This window comes from Streptomyces tropicalis, from assembly GCF_029269835.1.
In the GTDB taxonomy this organism is placed as follows: domain Bacteria; phylum Actinomycetota; class Actinomycetes; order Streptomycetales; family Streptomycetaceae; genus Streptomyces; species Streptomyces tropicalis.
Genome location: NZ_JARJBB010000004.1, coordinates 160120 through 176431, shown reverse-complemented (window position 1 = coordinate 176431; position 16312 = coordinate 160120). Strand labels below are relative to the sequence as shown.

11 protein-coding genes and 2 pseudogenes are annotated in these 16312 nt (G+C 75.8%); 6 read left to right on the top strand and 7 right to left on the bottom strand.

The genetic code is table 11. The features are described from left to right. Positions 1-206 precede the first annotated feature (206 nt). Complete coding sequence (locus P3H78_RS09880; RefSeq protein WP_276108491.1) at positions 207-3389, bottom strand: cytochrome P450; 3183 nt, start codon at positions 3387-3389, stop codon at positions 207-209. A 215-nt stretch (positions 3390-3604) separates the two neighbouring features. Here P3H78_RS09880 and P3H78_RS09875 point away from each other — a divergent pair, with 215 nt between their 5' ends. Further along, on the top strand, positions 3605-4189 hold the full coding sequence (locus tag P3H78_RS09875; RefSeq protein WP_438827950.1) for a PAS domain S-box protein: 585 nt from the start codon (positions 3605-3607) through the stop codon (positions 4187-4189). A gap of 391 nt (positions 4190-4580) precedes the next feature. On the opposite strand, the pseudogene P3H78_RS09870 reads toward P3H78_RS09875, so the two are convergent. Beyond that, positions 4581-5484: pseudogene (locus tag P3H78_RS09870) on the bottom strand (DUF3626 domain-containing protein); the annotation flags it as partial. A gap of 91 nt (positions 5485-5575) precedes the next feature. Between P3H78_RS09870 and P3H78_RS09865 the strand changes: the two are divergent. From P3H78_RS09865 to P3H78_RS09850, 4 genes are all read left to right on the top strand, one after another. Further along, a complete protein-coding gene (locus P3H78_RS09865) occupies positions 5576-6070 on the top strand; it encodes an FBP domain-containing protein (protein ID WP_276108490.1) in 495 nt (164 codons plus the stop codon). 105 nt (positions 6071-6175) lie between these two features. Continuing rightward, a complete protein-coding gene (locus P3H78_RS09860) occupies positions 6176-7429 on the top strand; it encodes an FUSC family protein (protein ID WP_276108488.1) in 1254 nt (417 codons plus the stop codon). Positions 7430-7532: 103 nt separating this feature from the next. Continuing rightward, a complete protein-coding gene (locus P3H78_RS09855) occupies positions 7533-8594 on the top strand; it encodes a hypothetical protein (protein WP_276108487.1) in 1062 nt (353 codons plus the stop codon). 177 nt (positions 8595-8771) lie between these two features. Continuing rightward, the gene (locus P3H78_RS09850; RefSeq protein WP_276108486.1) at positions 8772-9995 is read left to right on the top strand and encodes a lactonase family protein; all 1224 of its coding nucleotides are present in this window, start codon (positions 8772-8774) and stop codon (positions 9993-9995) included. On the opposite strand, the gene P3H78_RS09845 is transcribed toward P3H78_RS09850, so the two are convergent. Beyond that, on the bottom strand, positions 9963-10688 hold the full coding sequence (locus P3H78_RS09845) for a DUF2470 domain-containing protein (protein WP_276108485.1): 726 nt from the start codon (positions 10686-10688) through the stop codon (positions 9963-9965). The genes P3H78_RS09850 and P3H78_RS09845 overlap by 33 nt on opposite strands. A gap of 105 nt (positions 10689-10793) precedes the next feature. Beyond that, entirely contained in the window at positions 10794-11402 is a 609-nt protein-coding gene (locus tag P3H78_RS09840) for a TetR/AcrR family transcriptional regulator (protein ID WP_276108484.1), read from the bottom strand. A 118-nt stretch (positions 11403-11520) separates the two neighbouring features. Between P3H78_RS09840 and P3H78_RS09835 the strand changes: the two genes are divergently transcribed. Beyond that, complete coding sequence (locus tag P3H78_RS09835) at positions 11521-13077, top strand: cytochrome P450 (RefSeq protein WP_276108483.1); 1557 nt, start codon at positions 11521-11523, stop codon at positions 13075-13077. A gap of 247 nt (positions 13078-13324) precedes the next feature. Here P3H78_RS09835 and sigJ read toward each other — a convergent pair whose 3' ends face one another. The 3 genes and pseudogenes from sigJ to P3H78_RS09820 all read right to left on the bottom strand — a co-directional run. Beyond that, positions 13325-14218, bottom strand: a complete 894-nt coding sequence (gene sigJ, locus P3H78_RS09830; protein WP_276108482.1) for an RNA polymerase sigma factor SigJ — start codon at positions 14216-14218, stop codon at positions 13325-13327. 321 nt (positions 14219-14539) lie between these two features. Continuing rightward, positions 14540-15841, bottom strand: coding sequence for an alpha/beta fold hydrolase (locus tag P3H78_RS09825; protein WP_276108481.1), 1302 nt, complete (start codon positions 15839-15841; stop codon positions 14540-14542). Between the two features lie 289 nt (positions 15842-16130). Further along, positions 16131-16259 (bottom strand): annotated as a pseudogene (locus tag P3H78_RS09820) (LacI family DNA-binding transcriptional regulator); the annotation flags it as partial. Between the last annotated feature and the right edge of the window lie 53 nt (positions 16260-16312).

Here is a 16312-nt window from a genome sequence, read left to right as displayed (position 1 = left end):
CCCCTGCCCGCGGTGCAAGATACCGTCGCGGCCGTCCGCCGCGCGACTTTCCCGCCCTCTTAGTCCACGCAATAAATTAAGACGTGCCGGGGAGTCGTGACCGGAGGCGGGCGGGCGCGCGTCCGCCCCCGGTCGGCGGACCGGCAGGGGGCGGACCGGCGCGGGGCCGGGGCGGGACGGCGGGCGGTCCGGGGCGGACGGCGGCGTCAGCCGGCCGCGTAGACGTCCTCGACGTAGCGGCCGTCGGCGACCAGCGCGTCGAGCCACCGCTCGGCGGACGGACCGTCGGCGCCGGGCGTGCGCTCCCGGTACAGCGTGCGGAACGCCTCACGGACGCCGGGGGCCATGCGGGAGCCGTCACCGCACACGTGCACCCGGGCGCCGGCGTCGAGCAGCGCCCAGACCTCGTCGCCCTCCGCGGCGATGCGGTGCTGGACGAAGGCGGCCCCGTTCTCGGGGGCGGCGCTGAAGGCGGGCCGCAGCGCGAGGGCACCGACCCGCTCGGCGGCGCGCAGCTCGTCGGCGTGCAGGAAGTCGGCGTCGGGCGCGTCGCAGCCGACGTAGCAGAGGGCGGGGGCGAGTTCGCAACCCCCGGCGAGGGCGGCGACGCGGTCGGCGACGGCACCGCGGAACGGGGCGAGCCCGGTGCCCGCGGACACCATGATCACCGGCGCCGAGCCGTCGACGCGGAAGACCTCCCGGCACGGCTGGACGCGGGCGTACAGCGTGTCGCCGGGCGCGAGGGAGGCCAGGTGGCCGGACCCGGTGCCCCGGTAGACGCCCTTGCCCGAGCGCGCCGGGGCCTGGAGCAGGGAGACCATCAGGTCGGCGTGGTGCGGGTCGGCGGCGGGCGCGGAGGAGATGGAGTAGTGCCGCGGGCGCAGCGGGGCGAGCACCTCCAGCAGCCGCGGCCAGTCGAGCGCGCCGCGCAGGGCGGGGTGGTCCTCGAACAGCTCCACGAGGGTGCGCGGGTCGTCGGCCCCGGCGGCGAGGGCGGTGAGGGCGGCGCGCTCGGGCGGGCAGGGGTTGGCCGCGGCCAGGGCGGCCAGCCGGTCGGAGCCGGGACGGTCCTGCAACTCCACGTAATGCATCAAAAGTTGACGTACCGTCACCGGACGGTCCACGGCCAGTCCGTCGCGGCGCGGGCGGGTGGCACGGACGTCGAGCACGGTGCCGAGGTCGACGCCGAGCGCGGCGGCGGCGCGCTCGACGAGCCCGGGGTCGTTGGCGGGCAGCACGGTGAGGTGGTCGGCCGTGCGGTAGGTGACGCCGTCCGGCAGCGCGACGCGCAGGAAGCGCTTGCGCCGCGGGTACCCGGGCGCGGTGAGGTCGTAGGCCTCGGTGACCGTCATCGGCACCAGGCCGTGCCGGTCGGCGAGCGCGTCCAGCGGGCCGCCGCTCAGGGTGCGGACCTCGTAGGCGGTGTCCGGCCCGGCGGGGGCGTCGGCCGCGGCGTCGGGGTCGCTGTGCCGCTCCAGCAGGGCGGCGCGCAGCCGTACGGTGAAGTCGCGGACGGTGCCCGTGAGATCGCCGGAGGCGTCGGCGGCGGCGCGTCCGGTCAGGCGGGTGGCGCCGCCCGCGGCGAGGCGCTCGTCGATGCGGGTGGGGACGTGCTGGTAGGTGGCGGCCCAGTTGCGGTCGCCGACGCCGAGGACGGCGTAGGTGACCCCGGTGGTGTCGGGCGCGCTCTCCAGCCAGGCGTCGAAGGCCGTCGCGTCGTCGGTGGGACGGCCGTTGTAGGAGGCGGCCGCGACGACCACGGTGCGGTCGGCGGGCAGGCCGCCGGCGTACGCGTCCAGCGGGGCCACCTCGGTGTCGCAGCCGATCGCCGCGGTGTCGTCGGCGAGTTGGGCGGCGAAGTCGCGGCAGGTGCCGTAGTTGCTGCCGTGCAGCAGCAGGACCCGGGTGCCGGGGCGGACGCGGGCGGGCAGGTCCTGCGTCCGTGTCCGCTCCGGCGCGGACCGCGCGGCGCCGGGCAGGGCGGGGTGGACGCGGTCGGCCGGGGTGCGCGGCGTCAGCGCGAGGGTGAAGCCCTCGGGCTTGAGGGTGAGGGTCTCCTTCACCGCGAGGCGGTATCCGGCGTGGTCGTGCAGCCGGTAGCGGTGCACCAGCATGGCCAGCAGCATGGTCGCCTCGTGCAGCGCGAACTGCCTTCCGATGCAGGCACGTTCGCCGGTACCGAAGGGCTTGAAGGCGTGCACGGGGCGGGCGGCCTCCGCCTCGGGCGAGAAACGGGACGGGTCGAACAGCCCCGGGTTGTCGCCCCACACGGGGTCGCGGTGCAGCATCGGGGTGAGCACGGTGACCGGCTGTCCGGCGCGCAGCGGGATCCGGCCGCCGAGCAGGGTGTCCTCGAGGGCGTGCCGGCTGAAGGCGGCGGCCGTCGGCCACAGCCGCAGGGCCTCGTTGAGCACCTGCCGGGTGTAGGCGAGCCGGCCGACCTCCTCATAGGTGGGCTCGGGGTCGGCTGTGTCGCCCCACAGGGCGTCGGCCTCCCGCTGCACGAGCTGCAGCGCGGTCGGGTGCTTGGCGAGGTAGTACAGCGCGAAGGACATCGCGCCGGAGGTGGTCTCGTGGCCCGCGATGAGGAAGGTGATGACCTGGTTGCGGATGTTGGCCGGGTCCAGGGTGGCGCCGTCGGCGGGGTGGGCGGCGGTCAGCATGAGGCCGAGCAGGTCCTCGGCCCCGCTCTGGTCGGTGCCGGAGCGGGCGGCGATGACGTCGTCGACGACCTGGGCCAGGTGGGCGGCGTCCGTCCGGAAGGCGGCGTCGGCCGCGGAGTGGTCCCGGCCGGGCGTGCGGGCGAGCCGGGTCATGCTCCATTCCAGGCAGCGCACCATCGAGTCGACGAAGGGGTGGGGGTCGTCCCGGAGGAAGGAGCCGAAGTCGTAGTCGAAGCCCGCGAGGCCGATGGTGTCGAGGGTCATCCGGGTCATGTCGTCGGCGACCTCGACGGGCCGTCCCTCGGCGGCCGCGCGGTCCCACGACTCGATGAGGCGGCGGGCCACCTTAAGCATCACCGGGTGGTAGGTGCGCATCGAGCCCAGCGCGAAGGCGGGCATCAGGATGTCGTGGGCGCGCGCCCAGTTGGGTTCGTCGTTGTACGCGGTGAACAGCCCGTCGGCGGTGAACTCCCGCACGTTCTCCAGGGCGGGGCCCACGTGCTTGGCGAAACGCCGCTCGTCGGCGAGGTCGGAGACCAGCTCCAGGTCCGAGACGAACAGCGCGTCCCGGCCGTGCAGCCGTCGCACGAGGGCCGGCCCGTGCGTGCGCATGAGGTCCATGACCTGCTGGATCGGGGCCCGGCCCGGTCCGGTGGCGGAGATGTCGACGACGGGGACGCCGGGGAGCGTGCCGTCGGTCGTGGGGTGCGGCGCGGTGGGGGACATGGCGCGACAACTGCCTTTCGCGGTACGGACGTACTGCGGTCCAGCGTGGTCCACGGGGCCCGGCGGGCCGCACCGGAGTCCTGCATGATTGTGTAGTGCGTGTTCGTGGCCGGGCCTTGTGCGCGGTGCTCCGGGTGTGGCAGGAGGCAGCAGTGGACGCGGCGCAGCACGGGGTGGTGCTCTGGCGGAACCGCGCGCTGACCCTCTTCGACCGGATGGCGATGCCGGTCGCGGTGTGCGACGTGTACGGGCTCGTCGTGCTGGCGAACCCGGCGATGGCGGCGGAGTGCGGGACGACGCCCGGACGGCTGCGCGGCCGGCAGGTGCTGGAGCTGTTCACCCCTCAGGAGGCCACCCAGGTGGACCGGATCGCCGAGGCGCTGCGGCTGCGGCACCGCTCGCGCTACCAGGTGTCGGTGCGCTGGCGGACCGCGGACGGGACCGACCGGCGCGGGGAGCTGACCGCCGATCCGGTCAGCGACACGGTGGAGGACACGCCGGCGCTGCTGGTGACGCTGCGGGTGGCCTGCGAACACCGGGCGCCGACGGTGGCACCGGCCCGGGTGACCGGGGTGGAGGCGCGGATCCTGGCGCTGCTGGCGGGCGGGGCGACCACGGCGCGGGCCGGCCGGGAGACCGGCCTGAGCCCGGACGGGGTGACCTACCATCTGCGGCGCCTTTCGGCCCGGTGGGGCGCGGCGAACCGGACGGAACTCGTGGCGCGGGCCTACGCACTGGGGGTGCTGGCCCCGGGGGTGTGGCCGCCCGCCCCGGCCGAGGAGGAGTCGGGCGCCCGGTAGTGGACCGCGGGAGCGGGACGGTCGCCGCCGTGGCGGGCGGAGCGGCGGCGGCCGACCGGAGGACGCGGCGCCGGGCTCCACAGGCCGCAGGACGTGGCGCCGGACCCGGCCGGACCCCGTCACCCGGGGCCGGATTCCACCGGAGCGCGGGACACGAGACCGGATCCCACCGCACCGCAGGACGCGAGACCGGATCCCACCGCACCGCAGGACGCGAGACCGGATCCCACCGCACCGCAGGACACGAGACCGGATCCCACCGCACCGCAGGACGCGAGACCGGATCCCACCGCACCGCAGGACGCGAGACCGGATCCCACCGCACCGCAGGACGCGAGACCGGATCCCACCGGGGCCGGAGGGCGTACGGCCCCGCTTCCGCCGGGCCGGGCGCCGGCCGCGCGGTGCCTGCGCCTTCCGGCGCCCCGAAGCGGGCCCGCGTGTGCCGCACCGTCTTCAGGTCCTGGAGGGCGTACCGGCCGCCGCGGGCGGCGTCGCCGATGATCCGCGGGTCGATCCGGCCGTCCTCGGCGATCCCCGCGCCTGGTGCTGTGGCCGAAAGGTTTTCCGACCACAGCACCAGATAGGCGAACCGCGGGCCGCGGAAGCCGGCGTGCCGGCGCAGCCCGGGGACGGTGATCCGGTGGCCGGGGTGCCACTCGGCGGGGCGGGGCAGGCGCCGGGCGTCGGCCTCGACGGGCGTGCCGCGGTGGCCCGCGTAGAGGACGAGCGCCTCCACGTCGCGGGCGAGGCCGACGCCCGCGTGGACCTGGGCCTCGACGCAGTCGCCGAGCGCGTCCCGGTCGTCGGCCGAGGCCAGGGCGATCAGGGACATGCCGGCGGCCACGCCGAAGTCGCCGGGCTCGGCGGCGCCGTCCGGGTGGCAGAGGATGGTCCGGGCTGTCGCCGCGGGCCCGAGCCGGACGTGCGAGGAGCCGAACCTGGGGGCCGCGCCGACCGCCTGGCGGCAGAAGCTCAGCGCACCGTGCACGGGGCGCTCGGCCGGGGCCGCGCCGTCGTACGCGCCGCCGAGGATCCGGCTCTCCCAGCGCCGGCGGTCGCCGCCGGGGTGCGCGGTGAGGCCGCCGTCGCCGGCGCCGGTGGCGAACTGCGAGTGGTGGACGCCGTCCCGGGCCGTCGCCGGCAGGGCGGTGTACCGCCGGACAGGCGGTCGGGATGGAAGTTGAGGGTGAGGTGACGCGCAGGTCCGGGTCGGCGGCCGGGCCCGCGGAGCGCGCCGCCACGTGGCGCAGCGCCTCGCGGGCCCGTGGTGCGTGCCGGAAGCCGAAATCCATTGGCTCCCCCTCCTTTGGCTGACTACCCTAGCCGAAAACCTAATACATTTAGGTTCGTGTCATCGAAAGACCACCGACCCCGGGAGATCCCGTGCGACCGCTCACCGAGCAGGACATCCGCAGCTCCTTCGTGAACTGCTCCAAGGGCGAGGCCAAGCGCCTGGCCGTCCCCCGCGACCTGGACCAGCGCCCCTGGGACGACCTGGACTTCCTGGGCTGGCGGGACCCCGGGGCGCCCGACCGCAGCTACCTGGTGGTCCCGCGGGACGGACGGCCGACCGGCGTGGCCCTCCGTTTCCCGACCTCGCAGCGGGGTTTCCTGCACCGCAGCATGTGCTCGCTGTGCCTGACGACCCATCGCGGGGGCGGGGTGTCCCTGATGACGGCCCGCAAGGCGGGCGCCGCCGGCCGCGAGGGGAACTCGGTCGGCGTGTACATGTGCGCGGACCTGGCCTGCCCGCTGTACGTGCGCGGCCTCCGGGTCCCCGACTCCGGATCGCGCCTGGAGGAGAGCCTCACCGTGGAGCAGCAGATCGCGCGCACCATGGGAAACCTGACCGCCTTCCTCGACAGGCTCACGGCCTGACCCCGGCGAGGAGACCGGGGCCCCGCACGACGGAGGACGAAACGGTCGCATCCGGTCGGCCGTGATCATGTTCGACCCGTCGGTGAACGGGGAACAGCGCAAGAGATGCAAGTTGTACGTGAGTGGACGTCGTCGTGCGCGGAGTGGCTGAGGCGGCACCGGGACCCGGTGGTGGTGCAGGCGCTCAGGTCCACGGCCGCGGCGACGATCGCCTATGTGATCGCGCTGCGGCTGAGCCCGGAACCGGCGCCGCTGACCGCTCCCCTGACCGCGCTCCTGGTCGTCCAGGTCACCCTGTTCGCCACGCTGAAGACCGGCATCCGCCGGGTGAACGCCGTGGTGGCCGGTGTCCTCGTCGCCATCGCCTTCTCCCTGCTCGTGGGACTGACCTGGTGGAGCCTGGCGCTGGTGATCCTGGCCGCGCTGGGCGTGGGCCATCTGGTGCGGGTGGACGAGTTCGTGCCCGAGGTGGCGATCAGCGCGATGCTGGTGCTCGGTGTGACCACCGTCGGCAGCACGGCCTGGGCGCGGGTGGTGGAGACCCTGATCGGCGCGTCCGTCGGCATGGCCTGCAACCTGGTCCTCGCTCCCCCGGTGTGGACCGAGCAGGCGGGCGAGTCGATCGAGGACCTGGCGCGCCGGGTGCGCCGGCTGATGCTGCGCATGGGCGAGGAGGCGGCGGGGCCCACTCCGGTGGAGCGGGCGGCGGCCCGGCTGCACGAGGCGCGCCGCCTGGACCACGAGATCTCCGACGTCGACACCGCGCTGCGGCGCGCCGAGGACAGCCTCCGGCTCAACCCGCGGGTGCGCGAGGGCCTGCTGCACCGGGTCGTGCTGCGCACCGGACTGGACACGGTGGAGATCTGCACGGTGGTCCTGCGGGTGCTGGCGCGCACCTTCACCGACCTGGCCAAGCAGCGCGATCCGGACCCGCTGTTCCCGCCGCCGACGGGTGCCGTGGTGGAGCAGTTGCTGTCCGAGGTGGGCGACGCCGTGGTCAGCTTCGCCGTCCTGGTCACCAGTGACGTCAGCGTCAGCGCCGAGTCGGCGGAGTCCCGTCTCGCCGCGGGGCTGCGGCAGGCCGCCGCCACCCGCGACAAGCTCGCCCAGCACCTGCTGGAGGAGGTGCAGCGGGACGCCGGGCACTGGCAGCTGTACGGCGCGGTGCTGACCGAGGCCGACCGGATCATCGACGAGCTGGACACCGAGCACCGCTCGCGCCGGCTGTTCGAGGAGCTGGACCGCCACACGCAGGCCCGCCGTGAGCGCATGTCCCGGCTGACCCGCTACCGGAACCGGCTGGGGGTGCCGGAACGGCTGCGCCGGAACCGTACGGACACCCCGGGGCGTTCTTCGTGAGGGGCCGCCGGGGACGGGCCGGGCGGCCCGGTCGCCCGACGGGCGCCGCGCCGCGCAGCCGCGGGGCGGTGCCGGACGGCGCTGGACGGAGGGGAGTGCGCGGATGACCGACACGACGGTGCGGATCGAGGGGGACACCCTGCGCCTGCCGGGCGGTGTGGCGGTGCGGTTCGTCCGCACCCTGCGCCTGCCGGAGGAGGGCACGCACCCGCTGCCGCCGGGACTCGGCGAGTTCCCGGTCCGCCGGGTGGCGGACTACGGGGACGCGGTGCCCGAGCAGTGGCGCGCCCGCGGCGGCGTGATGCTGCCGGTGTACCTGCGTGAGGCGATGTGGCTGAGCTTCGCGGGCACGACGGAGCCGGCCGCGCTCCAGGTGGGCGTGGGCAAGGTGTGCGCGGTCTCCGGCAGGCCCTGGAGCGACCGCCTCTCCCGGAATCCGCAGAACTACGTGGTGCTGCCCCGCCAGCCGTGGCTGGACGGCATCAACTCGGGCAGCGGCACGGTCCGTCAGTTCGTCGCCGTGCCGCTGGGCCTCGGCGCGACGGTCGAGGGCCAGGTCACGGGCGAGGAGACGTGGGGCGGGGTGCAGCTGCAGTCGTTCCCGCTGCGGGCCGCGGAGCTGGCGAGGTGGCGGGAGGAGCAGCGCCGCATGGCGGAGCGGCGGCGGATGCCGCCGAAGTCGCTCGGCGGATTCGGCGGGGCGTACCCGATGGCCGCCCCGGGTGCGGCCCCCGCACCCGGCGCCGCTCCGGCGGCACCCGCGAGGTCCGGCGGAGCCCGCGCCGCGGCCATGGGGCTCGGCGTCGGCGGATCGATGCGCCAGGAGGTGTACCAGGACGAACGCCCCCTGCGGGCATGGTCGGAGGAGCCCGCCGGGCGGGTCTTCGTCCATCTGGTGACGCCGCCCGAGTGGCGGCGCATCACCGGCGAGGCTCCCCCGCCGTCCCCGGTGGACCGCGCGGCGTACACCCGCGCCGGCCTGCCCTGGTACGACTACTACGACTCCGACGCCGAGGACCTCGCCCCCAGCGACACCCTGACGGAGGTGCAGCCGGTCGGCGAGTGGCTAGGTGACGACCACGAGCCCTGGCAGCAGCCGTCGCCGGGCCAGGTCGCGCCGCTCGGGGACGCGCCGGGCAAGCCCGTGCAGGACGGGGACTGGTAGGCCCGCACCCCGTGCGGCACCGGCGGGTCGGCCGGAGCGGCCGGGGCGTGATGCCGCCGCTCGGCCGGGTCCGGCGTGCCCCGCCGGGCGGCGTGCACCGGGCCGCACTTGCCGTCGTGCCCGGGCGCACGCCAGGGTGGCGGACACGACCGGCGGCCGACGACCTGAGGTGCGGGCATGGACAGTGGTGCGCAGGCGCGGGCTCCGCGCGGCGGCTGGAGCAGGCGCCGGCTGGTCGGCGCCCTGGCCGGGGCCGCGGCGGTGACCGTGCTCCCCTCGCCCGCGGCTCCACGGCCCGGCGCCTCCCCCGCGGGTGCGCCGAAGGCCCCGGAGGCGGCCGAGGGGGGCCGCCGGGCCGACCCGGCCCCCTCCGGCCCGCGCCCGCTGTACCTCGGCACGTACGCCTCCGCCGAGGGAGGCGGGCAGGGCATCGGCGTCGCCGCGTACGACCCGGCCTCCGGCGCGGTCACCGGCCGGGGCACCGTCACCGGTGTCGGCGACCCGTCGTACCTCGCCGTGCATCCGGACGGGCGCACGCTCTACGCCGTCGACGAGCGGGCGGAGGGGGCCGTCACCGCCGTGCGGCTCGCCGACCGGACGGTCCTCGGCACCCGGAGCACCGGCGGGTCCGGCACCTGCCACCTCTCCGTGCACCCCGGCGGCCGCTGGCTGCTCAGCGCCGACTACGGGTCCGGGAGCGTCACCGTGCACCCGATCGACGCGACCGGTGCGCTCGGTGCGCGCACCGACCGCGTGACGCACTCCGGCCCGCCGCCCGGCCCCGGGCAACAGGGCCCGCACGCACACCAGTTCCTCACCGGTCCGGACGGCGCCCACGTCCTCGCCGTGGACCTCGGCACCGACACCGTCTACACCTACCGGCTCGATCCACGTGCGGGGACGCTGACCGAGACCGCGCGGGCACGCACCCGGCCGGGCGCCGGACCCCGGCACCTGGCCTTCCACCCGGGCGGCCGCCACGCGTACCTGGTCAACGAGGTCGACGACACCGTCGCCGTCTGCGCCTACGACCCGTCGAGCGGCCGGCTGACCGTCGGAGCACCGCAGTCCACGGGCTCCGGCGGCGGCACCAACCACCCCGCTCAGTTCCTCGTGACGGCCGACGGCCGGTACGCCTTCCTCGCCAACCGCGGCCACAACAGCATCGCGCGCTACGCGGTGGAGGCGGACGGCGCCCGGCTCCGGCTGCTCGGCACGGTGCCGGTCGCGGGGGACTTCCCGCGGCAGATCGCCTTCTCTCCGGACGGCGCGCTGCTGTTCGCGGCGAACCAGAAGTCGGGCACGGTCAGCGTCTTCCACGTGCACCGGGGAAGCGGCGCCCTGCGGCTCGCGGGCGAGCCGTTCGTCTCACCGGTCGCGGTCTGTGCGCTGCCGCTGTAGGGAGCGGGGGCAGGACGCGGTCCCGGCCCGGGCGAGCAGGGCGTGGAGGCGCTCGGTGAGCTGGGCGACGTCGTCGGCCGGAGCAGGGAAGGGCAGCCGGGCGTCGCCGTGACCGCGGGCGCGTTCGATGCGCAGGGTGAGCCCGTGCCGGTCCAGGGCGAGCGGTCGCACCCGGACCGCGCCGAACAGGGCGTCGGCCCCGACCAGCCGGGTGAGCCGCTCCACCGCGTCGGGGTGGGCGTCGGCGAGGTGGGTGAGCAGCCGGGCCTCCGCGGCGGTGAGCGGGTCGGGGGCCGCGGCGGCGAAGTCGTCACGGTCGACCAGGACCGCGCCGGACGGTTCGCGCAGCACCACCCGGGTGGGGTGGAACACCAGGCGCCCCTCCCCCATGGCGCACCATCCGGCGAGCCACAGCCGGGCGCGGATCCGGTCGCGCACCGGCACGGGTGCGACGTCGGCGAACTCCAGCACGGCGGAGGGCTCTCCGCGCGGCGCGCAGACCGCGGCCACCCGGAGCGGGCTGTCCTCCGGCACGCTCAGCAGGATCCTGCCGTCCGCCGTCACGGAGTGCGCGCCCACGAACTCCTCCCGGCCGCCCTCCGCCGTCACCGCGCAGGACCATGCCGCCGCGAGCACCGACCGGGCCCGCACCGCCGTTCCGGGCGCGGCCGCCCACGTCCGGGTGCCGTCCATCCCGACCTCCTTAGGTAAGCCTCACCTAACTTACCGGACATCGGGACGAACGCCAACCGGACTCCCGCTGCCGGGCGCGCCGGGCGATCGCCGGAGCCGGCGGCGCTAGGGCGCGAGAATGCCCAGCAGCGTGCGGGCGCACAGGTCGCGGACCTGGTCCCGGGTCAGGTCCTCGCCGTCCAGCCACTCCAGGCAGACCGTCGCGGTGAACGCCAGCCAGCCGCGGACGGCGACGGGCAGGTCGGGGCGCCGCTCCGCGAGCGGACCGAACTCCGGGTCCGCGGCGACCGTCTGGAGGATCTGCTCCTCCTGTGCGGCGAGGTTGCGCCGGTAGACGCGGCGCACGGCCTCGTCGCCCGCGTTCTCGGCGCCGTGGAAGGCGCGGTAGCCGTGCGCGTGGGCCAGGACGTAGTCGAGGTAGGCGTCCAGGCCCGCGGTGAGCTGCTCGCGGACCGGCAGCCCGGGCACGGCCGCGGTCATCCGCAGCATCCGCCCGCTCTCCCGCTCGACGACCGCCGCGAAGAAGTCCCGCTTGGTGGGGAAGTAGTGATAGAGCAGCCCCCGGGAGACCCCGGCGATCTCGGCCACCTGCTCGATCCACACATCGTCGTAGGGGCTCTCCGAGAACAGCCGCGCCCCCACCGAGAGCAGCTGTTCCCTGCGCTCCTCGGTACTGAGCCGGCGACGCGTGCGCTCCCCCTGGTTCGCGGCCATGCCCTCACTTTACTTGACGTCGGTTCAACAAGCGGCCCACACTGATCGCGCTATTGAACTCACGTACAACACCTGCAGCACACGCTCAACGGTCCGCTGGATCAAGGGAGATCGCGTCATGGCGGAGACGAAGACCGACGCCGGCCGGACCGGGGGATTCCGCAGCGCGGAGCTGGGCTGGCCCGCACTGCACCGCATCCCGCACCCGCCGCACCGCGTCCCGCTGCTCGGCGACGTGCTCGGGGTCGACCGGCGCACGCCCGTGCAGGACTCGATGCGCCTGGCCCGGCGGCTCGGCCCGATCTTCCGCCGCCGCGCCTTCGGCAACGAGTTCGTCTTCACCTGGGGCGCCCGGCTCGCCGCGGACCTGGCCGACGAGACCCGCTTCGCCAAGCACGTGGGCCTCGGCGTCGCCAACCTGCGCCCGCTCGCCGGGGACGGGCTCTTCACCGCCTACAACCACGAGCCCAACTGGCAGCTGGCGCACGACGTGCTGGCCCCCGGCTTCAGCCGCGAGGCCATGGCGGCCTACCACCCGGTGATGCTGCAGGCGGCCGCACGGCTCACCGGTCACTGGGACCGCGCGGTGTCCGCGGGCGACACCGTGGACGTGCCCGGGGACATGACCCGGCTGACGCTGGAGACGATCGCCGGCACCGGTTTCGGCCACGACTTCGGCTCCTTCGACCGCGACCGCCCGCACCCGTTCGTCACCGCGATGGTCGGGACCCTGCGCCACGCTCAGCGCCTCAACACCGTCCCGGCCGTGCTGGCCCCGCTGCTGCTGCGCGGCGCGAGCCGGCGCAACGCCGCCGACATCGGCCTGCTCAACCGCACGGTGGACGACCTCGTCGCCGCCCGCCGCACGGCCGGTGGCGGCGCGGGGGACCTGCTGGACCGGATGCTGGAGACCCCCCACCCCGTCACCGGCGAGCACCTCTCCCCGGAGAACGTGCGCCGCCAGGTCATCACCTTCCTGGTGGCGGGCCACGAGACCACCTCGGGTGCGCTGTCCTTCGCCCTGCACCACCTCGCCCGGCACCCCGACGTGGCCGCCCGCGCCCGCGCCGAGGTCGACCGGGTCTGGGGGCAGGGCCCGCCCGGCTACGAGCAGGTGGCCAAGCTGCGCTACGTGCGCCGGGTGCTGGACGAGACACTGCGGCTGTGGCCGACCGCGCCCGCCTTCGCCCGGGAGGCGCGCGAGGACACACTGCTGGCCGGCGAGCATCCGATGCTCCGGGGCGCCTGGACACTGGTCCTGGTCGCCATGCTGCACCGCGACCCGGAGGTGTGGGGCCCGGACGCCGAGCGCTTCGACCCGGACCGGTTCGACGCGCGGGCCGTGCGGGCCCGGCCACCGCACGTCTTCAAGCCGTTCGGCACGGGTGCCCGCGCCTGCATCGGCCGCCAGTTCGCGCTGCACGAGGCGACCCTGGTGCTCGGCCTGCTGCTGCGCCGCTACGACCTGCACGCCGACCCGGACTACCGGCTGCGGGTGACCGAGCGCCTCACGCTCATGCCGGACGGGCTGCGGCTGCGCCTGGAGCGCCGGACGCCCGCCTCCGGGGCCGCGGCCGGCGCCCCGGTGCCTGCCGCGGCCGACGCCCCGGTGCCGTCGGCCTCCGAGGACAACGACCCGGCCGGCCGCTGCCCGGTGCACCCGGCGGTCGACTGACACCCGGCACGGACGGGACGGCGCCCCGTCCGGGAAGGCGCCGGCAGCCTTGCCGCGGGCCGCCGGGTGGCGGCGCCACGGGTGGGGCCCGGCACCGGCCTGGACGGCCGTCCCGGCGTCGGGGAACGGTCCGGCGTACGCGGCCGTCGCGGCGGGCCGGGAGTCGAGTTCGCACTCGCCCGCGAGCACGAGCACCGGGGCGGGGCGGCGGGCGAGCAGGGCGAGCCGCTCCGGCCCGGGGTGCGGTTCATGCGTAGAGTCCGGGGAGGTGCAGCTGCTCCAGTCGTGCCGGGTCGGCCAGGATGTACATGCCGGTGATCCGGCCGTCGGCGACGGTGAAGCTCGTGACCGACATCGGCCGCCCCTCGGGCGCGGTGACGTAGCCGAGCGCACCGTTGACGAGTGCCGGGTGCGCGAATCGGCTGAACCGGTGGAAGAGGACGGCCTGTTCGGCCATCGGCCGGGCGCCGTGCACCAGCTTGGACGCGGCCGCGCCCCGCACCAGGGCACCGGAGTCGACCCGCAGCACCGCGTCGGGGTGGAGCAGCGCGAGCAGCCCCTCGAAGTCTCCGGCGCGCGAGGCGGCGAGGAAGGCGTCCAGGACCTCCCGCTGGCGGCCGAGGTCGGGCTCGACGGCGGGGCCCGGGACGCGCACCCGGCGCCGGGCCCGGCTGGCGAGCTGCCGCGTCGCGGCGGAACTGCGCTCCAGGATCGGCGCGATGTCGTCGAAGGGCACGGCGAACATGTCGTGCAGCACGAACGCGAGCCGCTCGGCCGGCTCCAGGGTGTGCAGCACGACGAGGAGGGCGAGCCCGACCTCGTCGGTGCGCAGCGCCTCCTGCTCCGGGTCGGTCCCGGACAGGGGCCGGACCACGGGGTCGGGGACGAAGGTGTCGTCCATCGGCTGCTCCCGGCGGGCGGTGCGCGAGCGCAGCGCGTCGAGGCAGACCCGGCCGACGACGGTGGTCAGCCAGCCGCCGAGGTTGTCGATGGTCCCGGCGTCGGTGCGGCCGAGCCGCAGCCAGGTCTCCTGCACGGCGTCCTCGGCCTCGGACAGCGACCCGAGCATCCGGTAGGCCACTGCGCGCAGATGGCCGCGGTGCTCCTCGAAACTGCGTGCCAGCACTTCCGTGTCGTTCACAGGTCCCCCGTCCGTCGCGATCATCCTAGGCGGTCGAGCGGGGCGGCGGCGGAGCAGCGCGCCCCGGCCGCGGGCGCCGCGCGGGCCCGGCGGGCCGACGGAGCCGGCAGCCCGTCGGCCCCGGGATTCCGGGTCCGCCCGCGAACCACGAACCGCCCGACGGCGTTGCACCGCGGCTCCTTCGGACGGGGCCGTCCCCCGTACCGGCCCGGCGGTGACGCCCGCCCGGCCGGGCCGGACCGCCGACGCGAAACCGGGCACGCCCGGCACCTCACCACGGCGCCTCACCCGCTCCGGCGCTCCCGGCGTCGGCCCCGTGGCTCACACGTCGTCGCGGGCCAGCGCCAGCAGCCGGTCCAGGACGCGGGGGCCGCCGGCCCGCACCCCGTCGTGCTCGAACTCGTCGGTGACACAGGTCCGCAGGCCGCGCACGGCGCGGGCGGTGGCGAGGGAGTGGGCCGTGTCGACGTACATGTCGTCGTGGTAGACGGCGGCGGCGACGGGGACCTCGTTGGCCGCCAGCCGGGCCGGGTCGTAGAGGGCGGGCCAGTCGGTGCGGGCCGCGAGCAGCTCCGCGGTCTCGCGCAGCGGGCGCAGCGCCGGGTCGCAGTCGAAGGTCCACGGGTGCACGGACTCGCCGGTGAAGAGCAGCGGTCCGTCGCCCGCGAGTGCCTTCGCGGCGTCGAACTGCGGGAACTCGGCGCGGACGCGTTCCGCCGCCCAGGCGGTGGGGCGGGACCCCTGGCCGTAGATCGCCTCGTGGACGAGGGCGTACAGGGGGTGTCCGGCGTACGACAGCAGGCCCTGGACCTCCTCCTGGAAGGCGTCGGACAGGGCGGGGCCCCGGGCGGTGCGGACGAAGGCCTGCTCCAGCAGGAAGTGCAGGCGGTGGCTGCCGTCCGCGCCGCCGAGCAGGATGCCGAGGGACTGGAACGCCTCGGCGGTGAGACGGTAGCCGTTCGGCAGGACGACGTCGTGGGTGAGGAGATGGTCGGCGATGCGGCGGGCGCGCTCGACGTCCTGCGGGTAACGGGCGTAGTGCGCGGCGACCTTGCGCTCGATCCGGGGGTAGGCGGCCCGGTACACGTCGTCGGCGTGGGCGTCGAGGGACGGCAGTCCACCGGTCAGGAGGGCGGCGCTGAGGCCCTCGGGGTGGGTGGACAGGTAGGTCACGGTGCAGAATCCGCCGAAGCTCTGGCCGAGCACCGTCCAGGGTGCGCCCCCGGTGACCTCCGGGCGGACGGCCTCGCAGTCGCGCACGATCGCGTCGGCGCGGAAGTGGGCGAGGTGGGCGGCCTGTTCGGCGGGGCCGCCGCGCAGCGGCAGGGTCTGGCGGTTGGCGGGGGTGGAGTGGCCGGTGCCGCGCTGGTCGAGCAGCAGTACGCGGTACTCCTCCAGGGCGCGGCCGAGCCAGGCCTGCCGTCCGACGAAACGATTCGCCCCGAACCCCGGACCGCCCTGGAGGTAGACCAGCCACGGCAGGTCCTGGCCGGCCCGGTCCCGGGCGACGACCTCCCGCGCGTAGAGCTCGATCGTCTCCCCCGCCGGGTCGTCGTGGTCGAGGGGCACGGTGAAGCGGCGGTCGGTGAGGACGACGCCGGGCTGGCGGTAGCTGCCGGTCAAGAGGTCTCCCGGGACGTACGGACGGGACGCGACACAGTTCAGCACATCGCCGGCGGCCGCAGGGGCGCCGGGATCACGCACGGCGCCGAACGGGGGACCGCAGCGCCGGACCGCTGGAGACGCGCACCAACCGGCTCCGGCCGCGGCACGACCCGCCGGTGCTCGTGCACCGTCCCCGTGCGCTGCGCCTCGGTCTCCTCCGGCAGCAGCCGTGCGGCCGGCCCGTGGAGTGGGCGGGCCGGCCACCGAGGGCCGCCGCGGCGGCGGACTCGATGCCGTCCTAGCCGACGATGGCGGACTGCACCCGGGCCCGGGTCCCGGTGGCGACGCTCTCGGGGCGGTTGATGACGTGGGAGACTGCGCCCGCGGAGACGCCGGCGGCGCGTACGACGTCCTTGACACCCACCGGCCGGGTCACCGGTCGCGGACCTCCGGGAGAACGGGGGCGGCGCACGGCACTTCACACTGCCG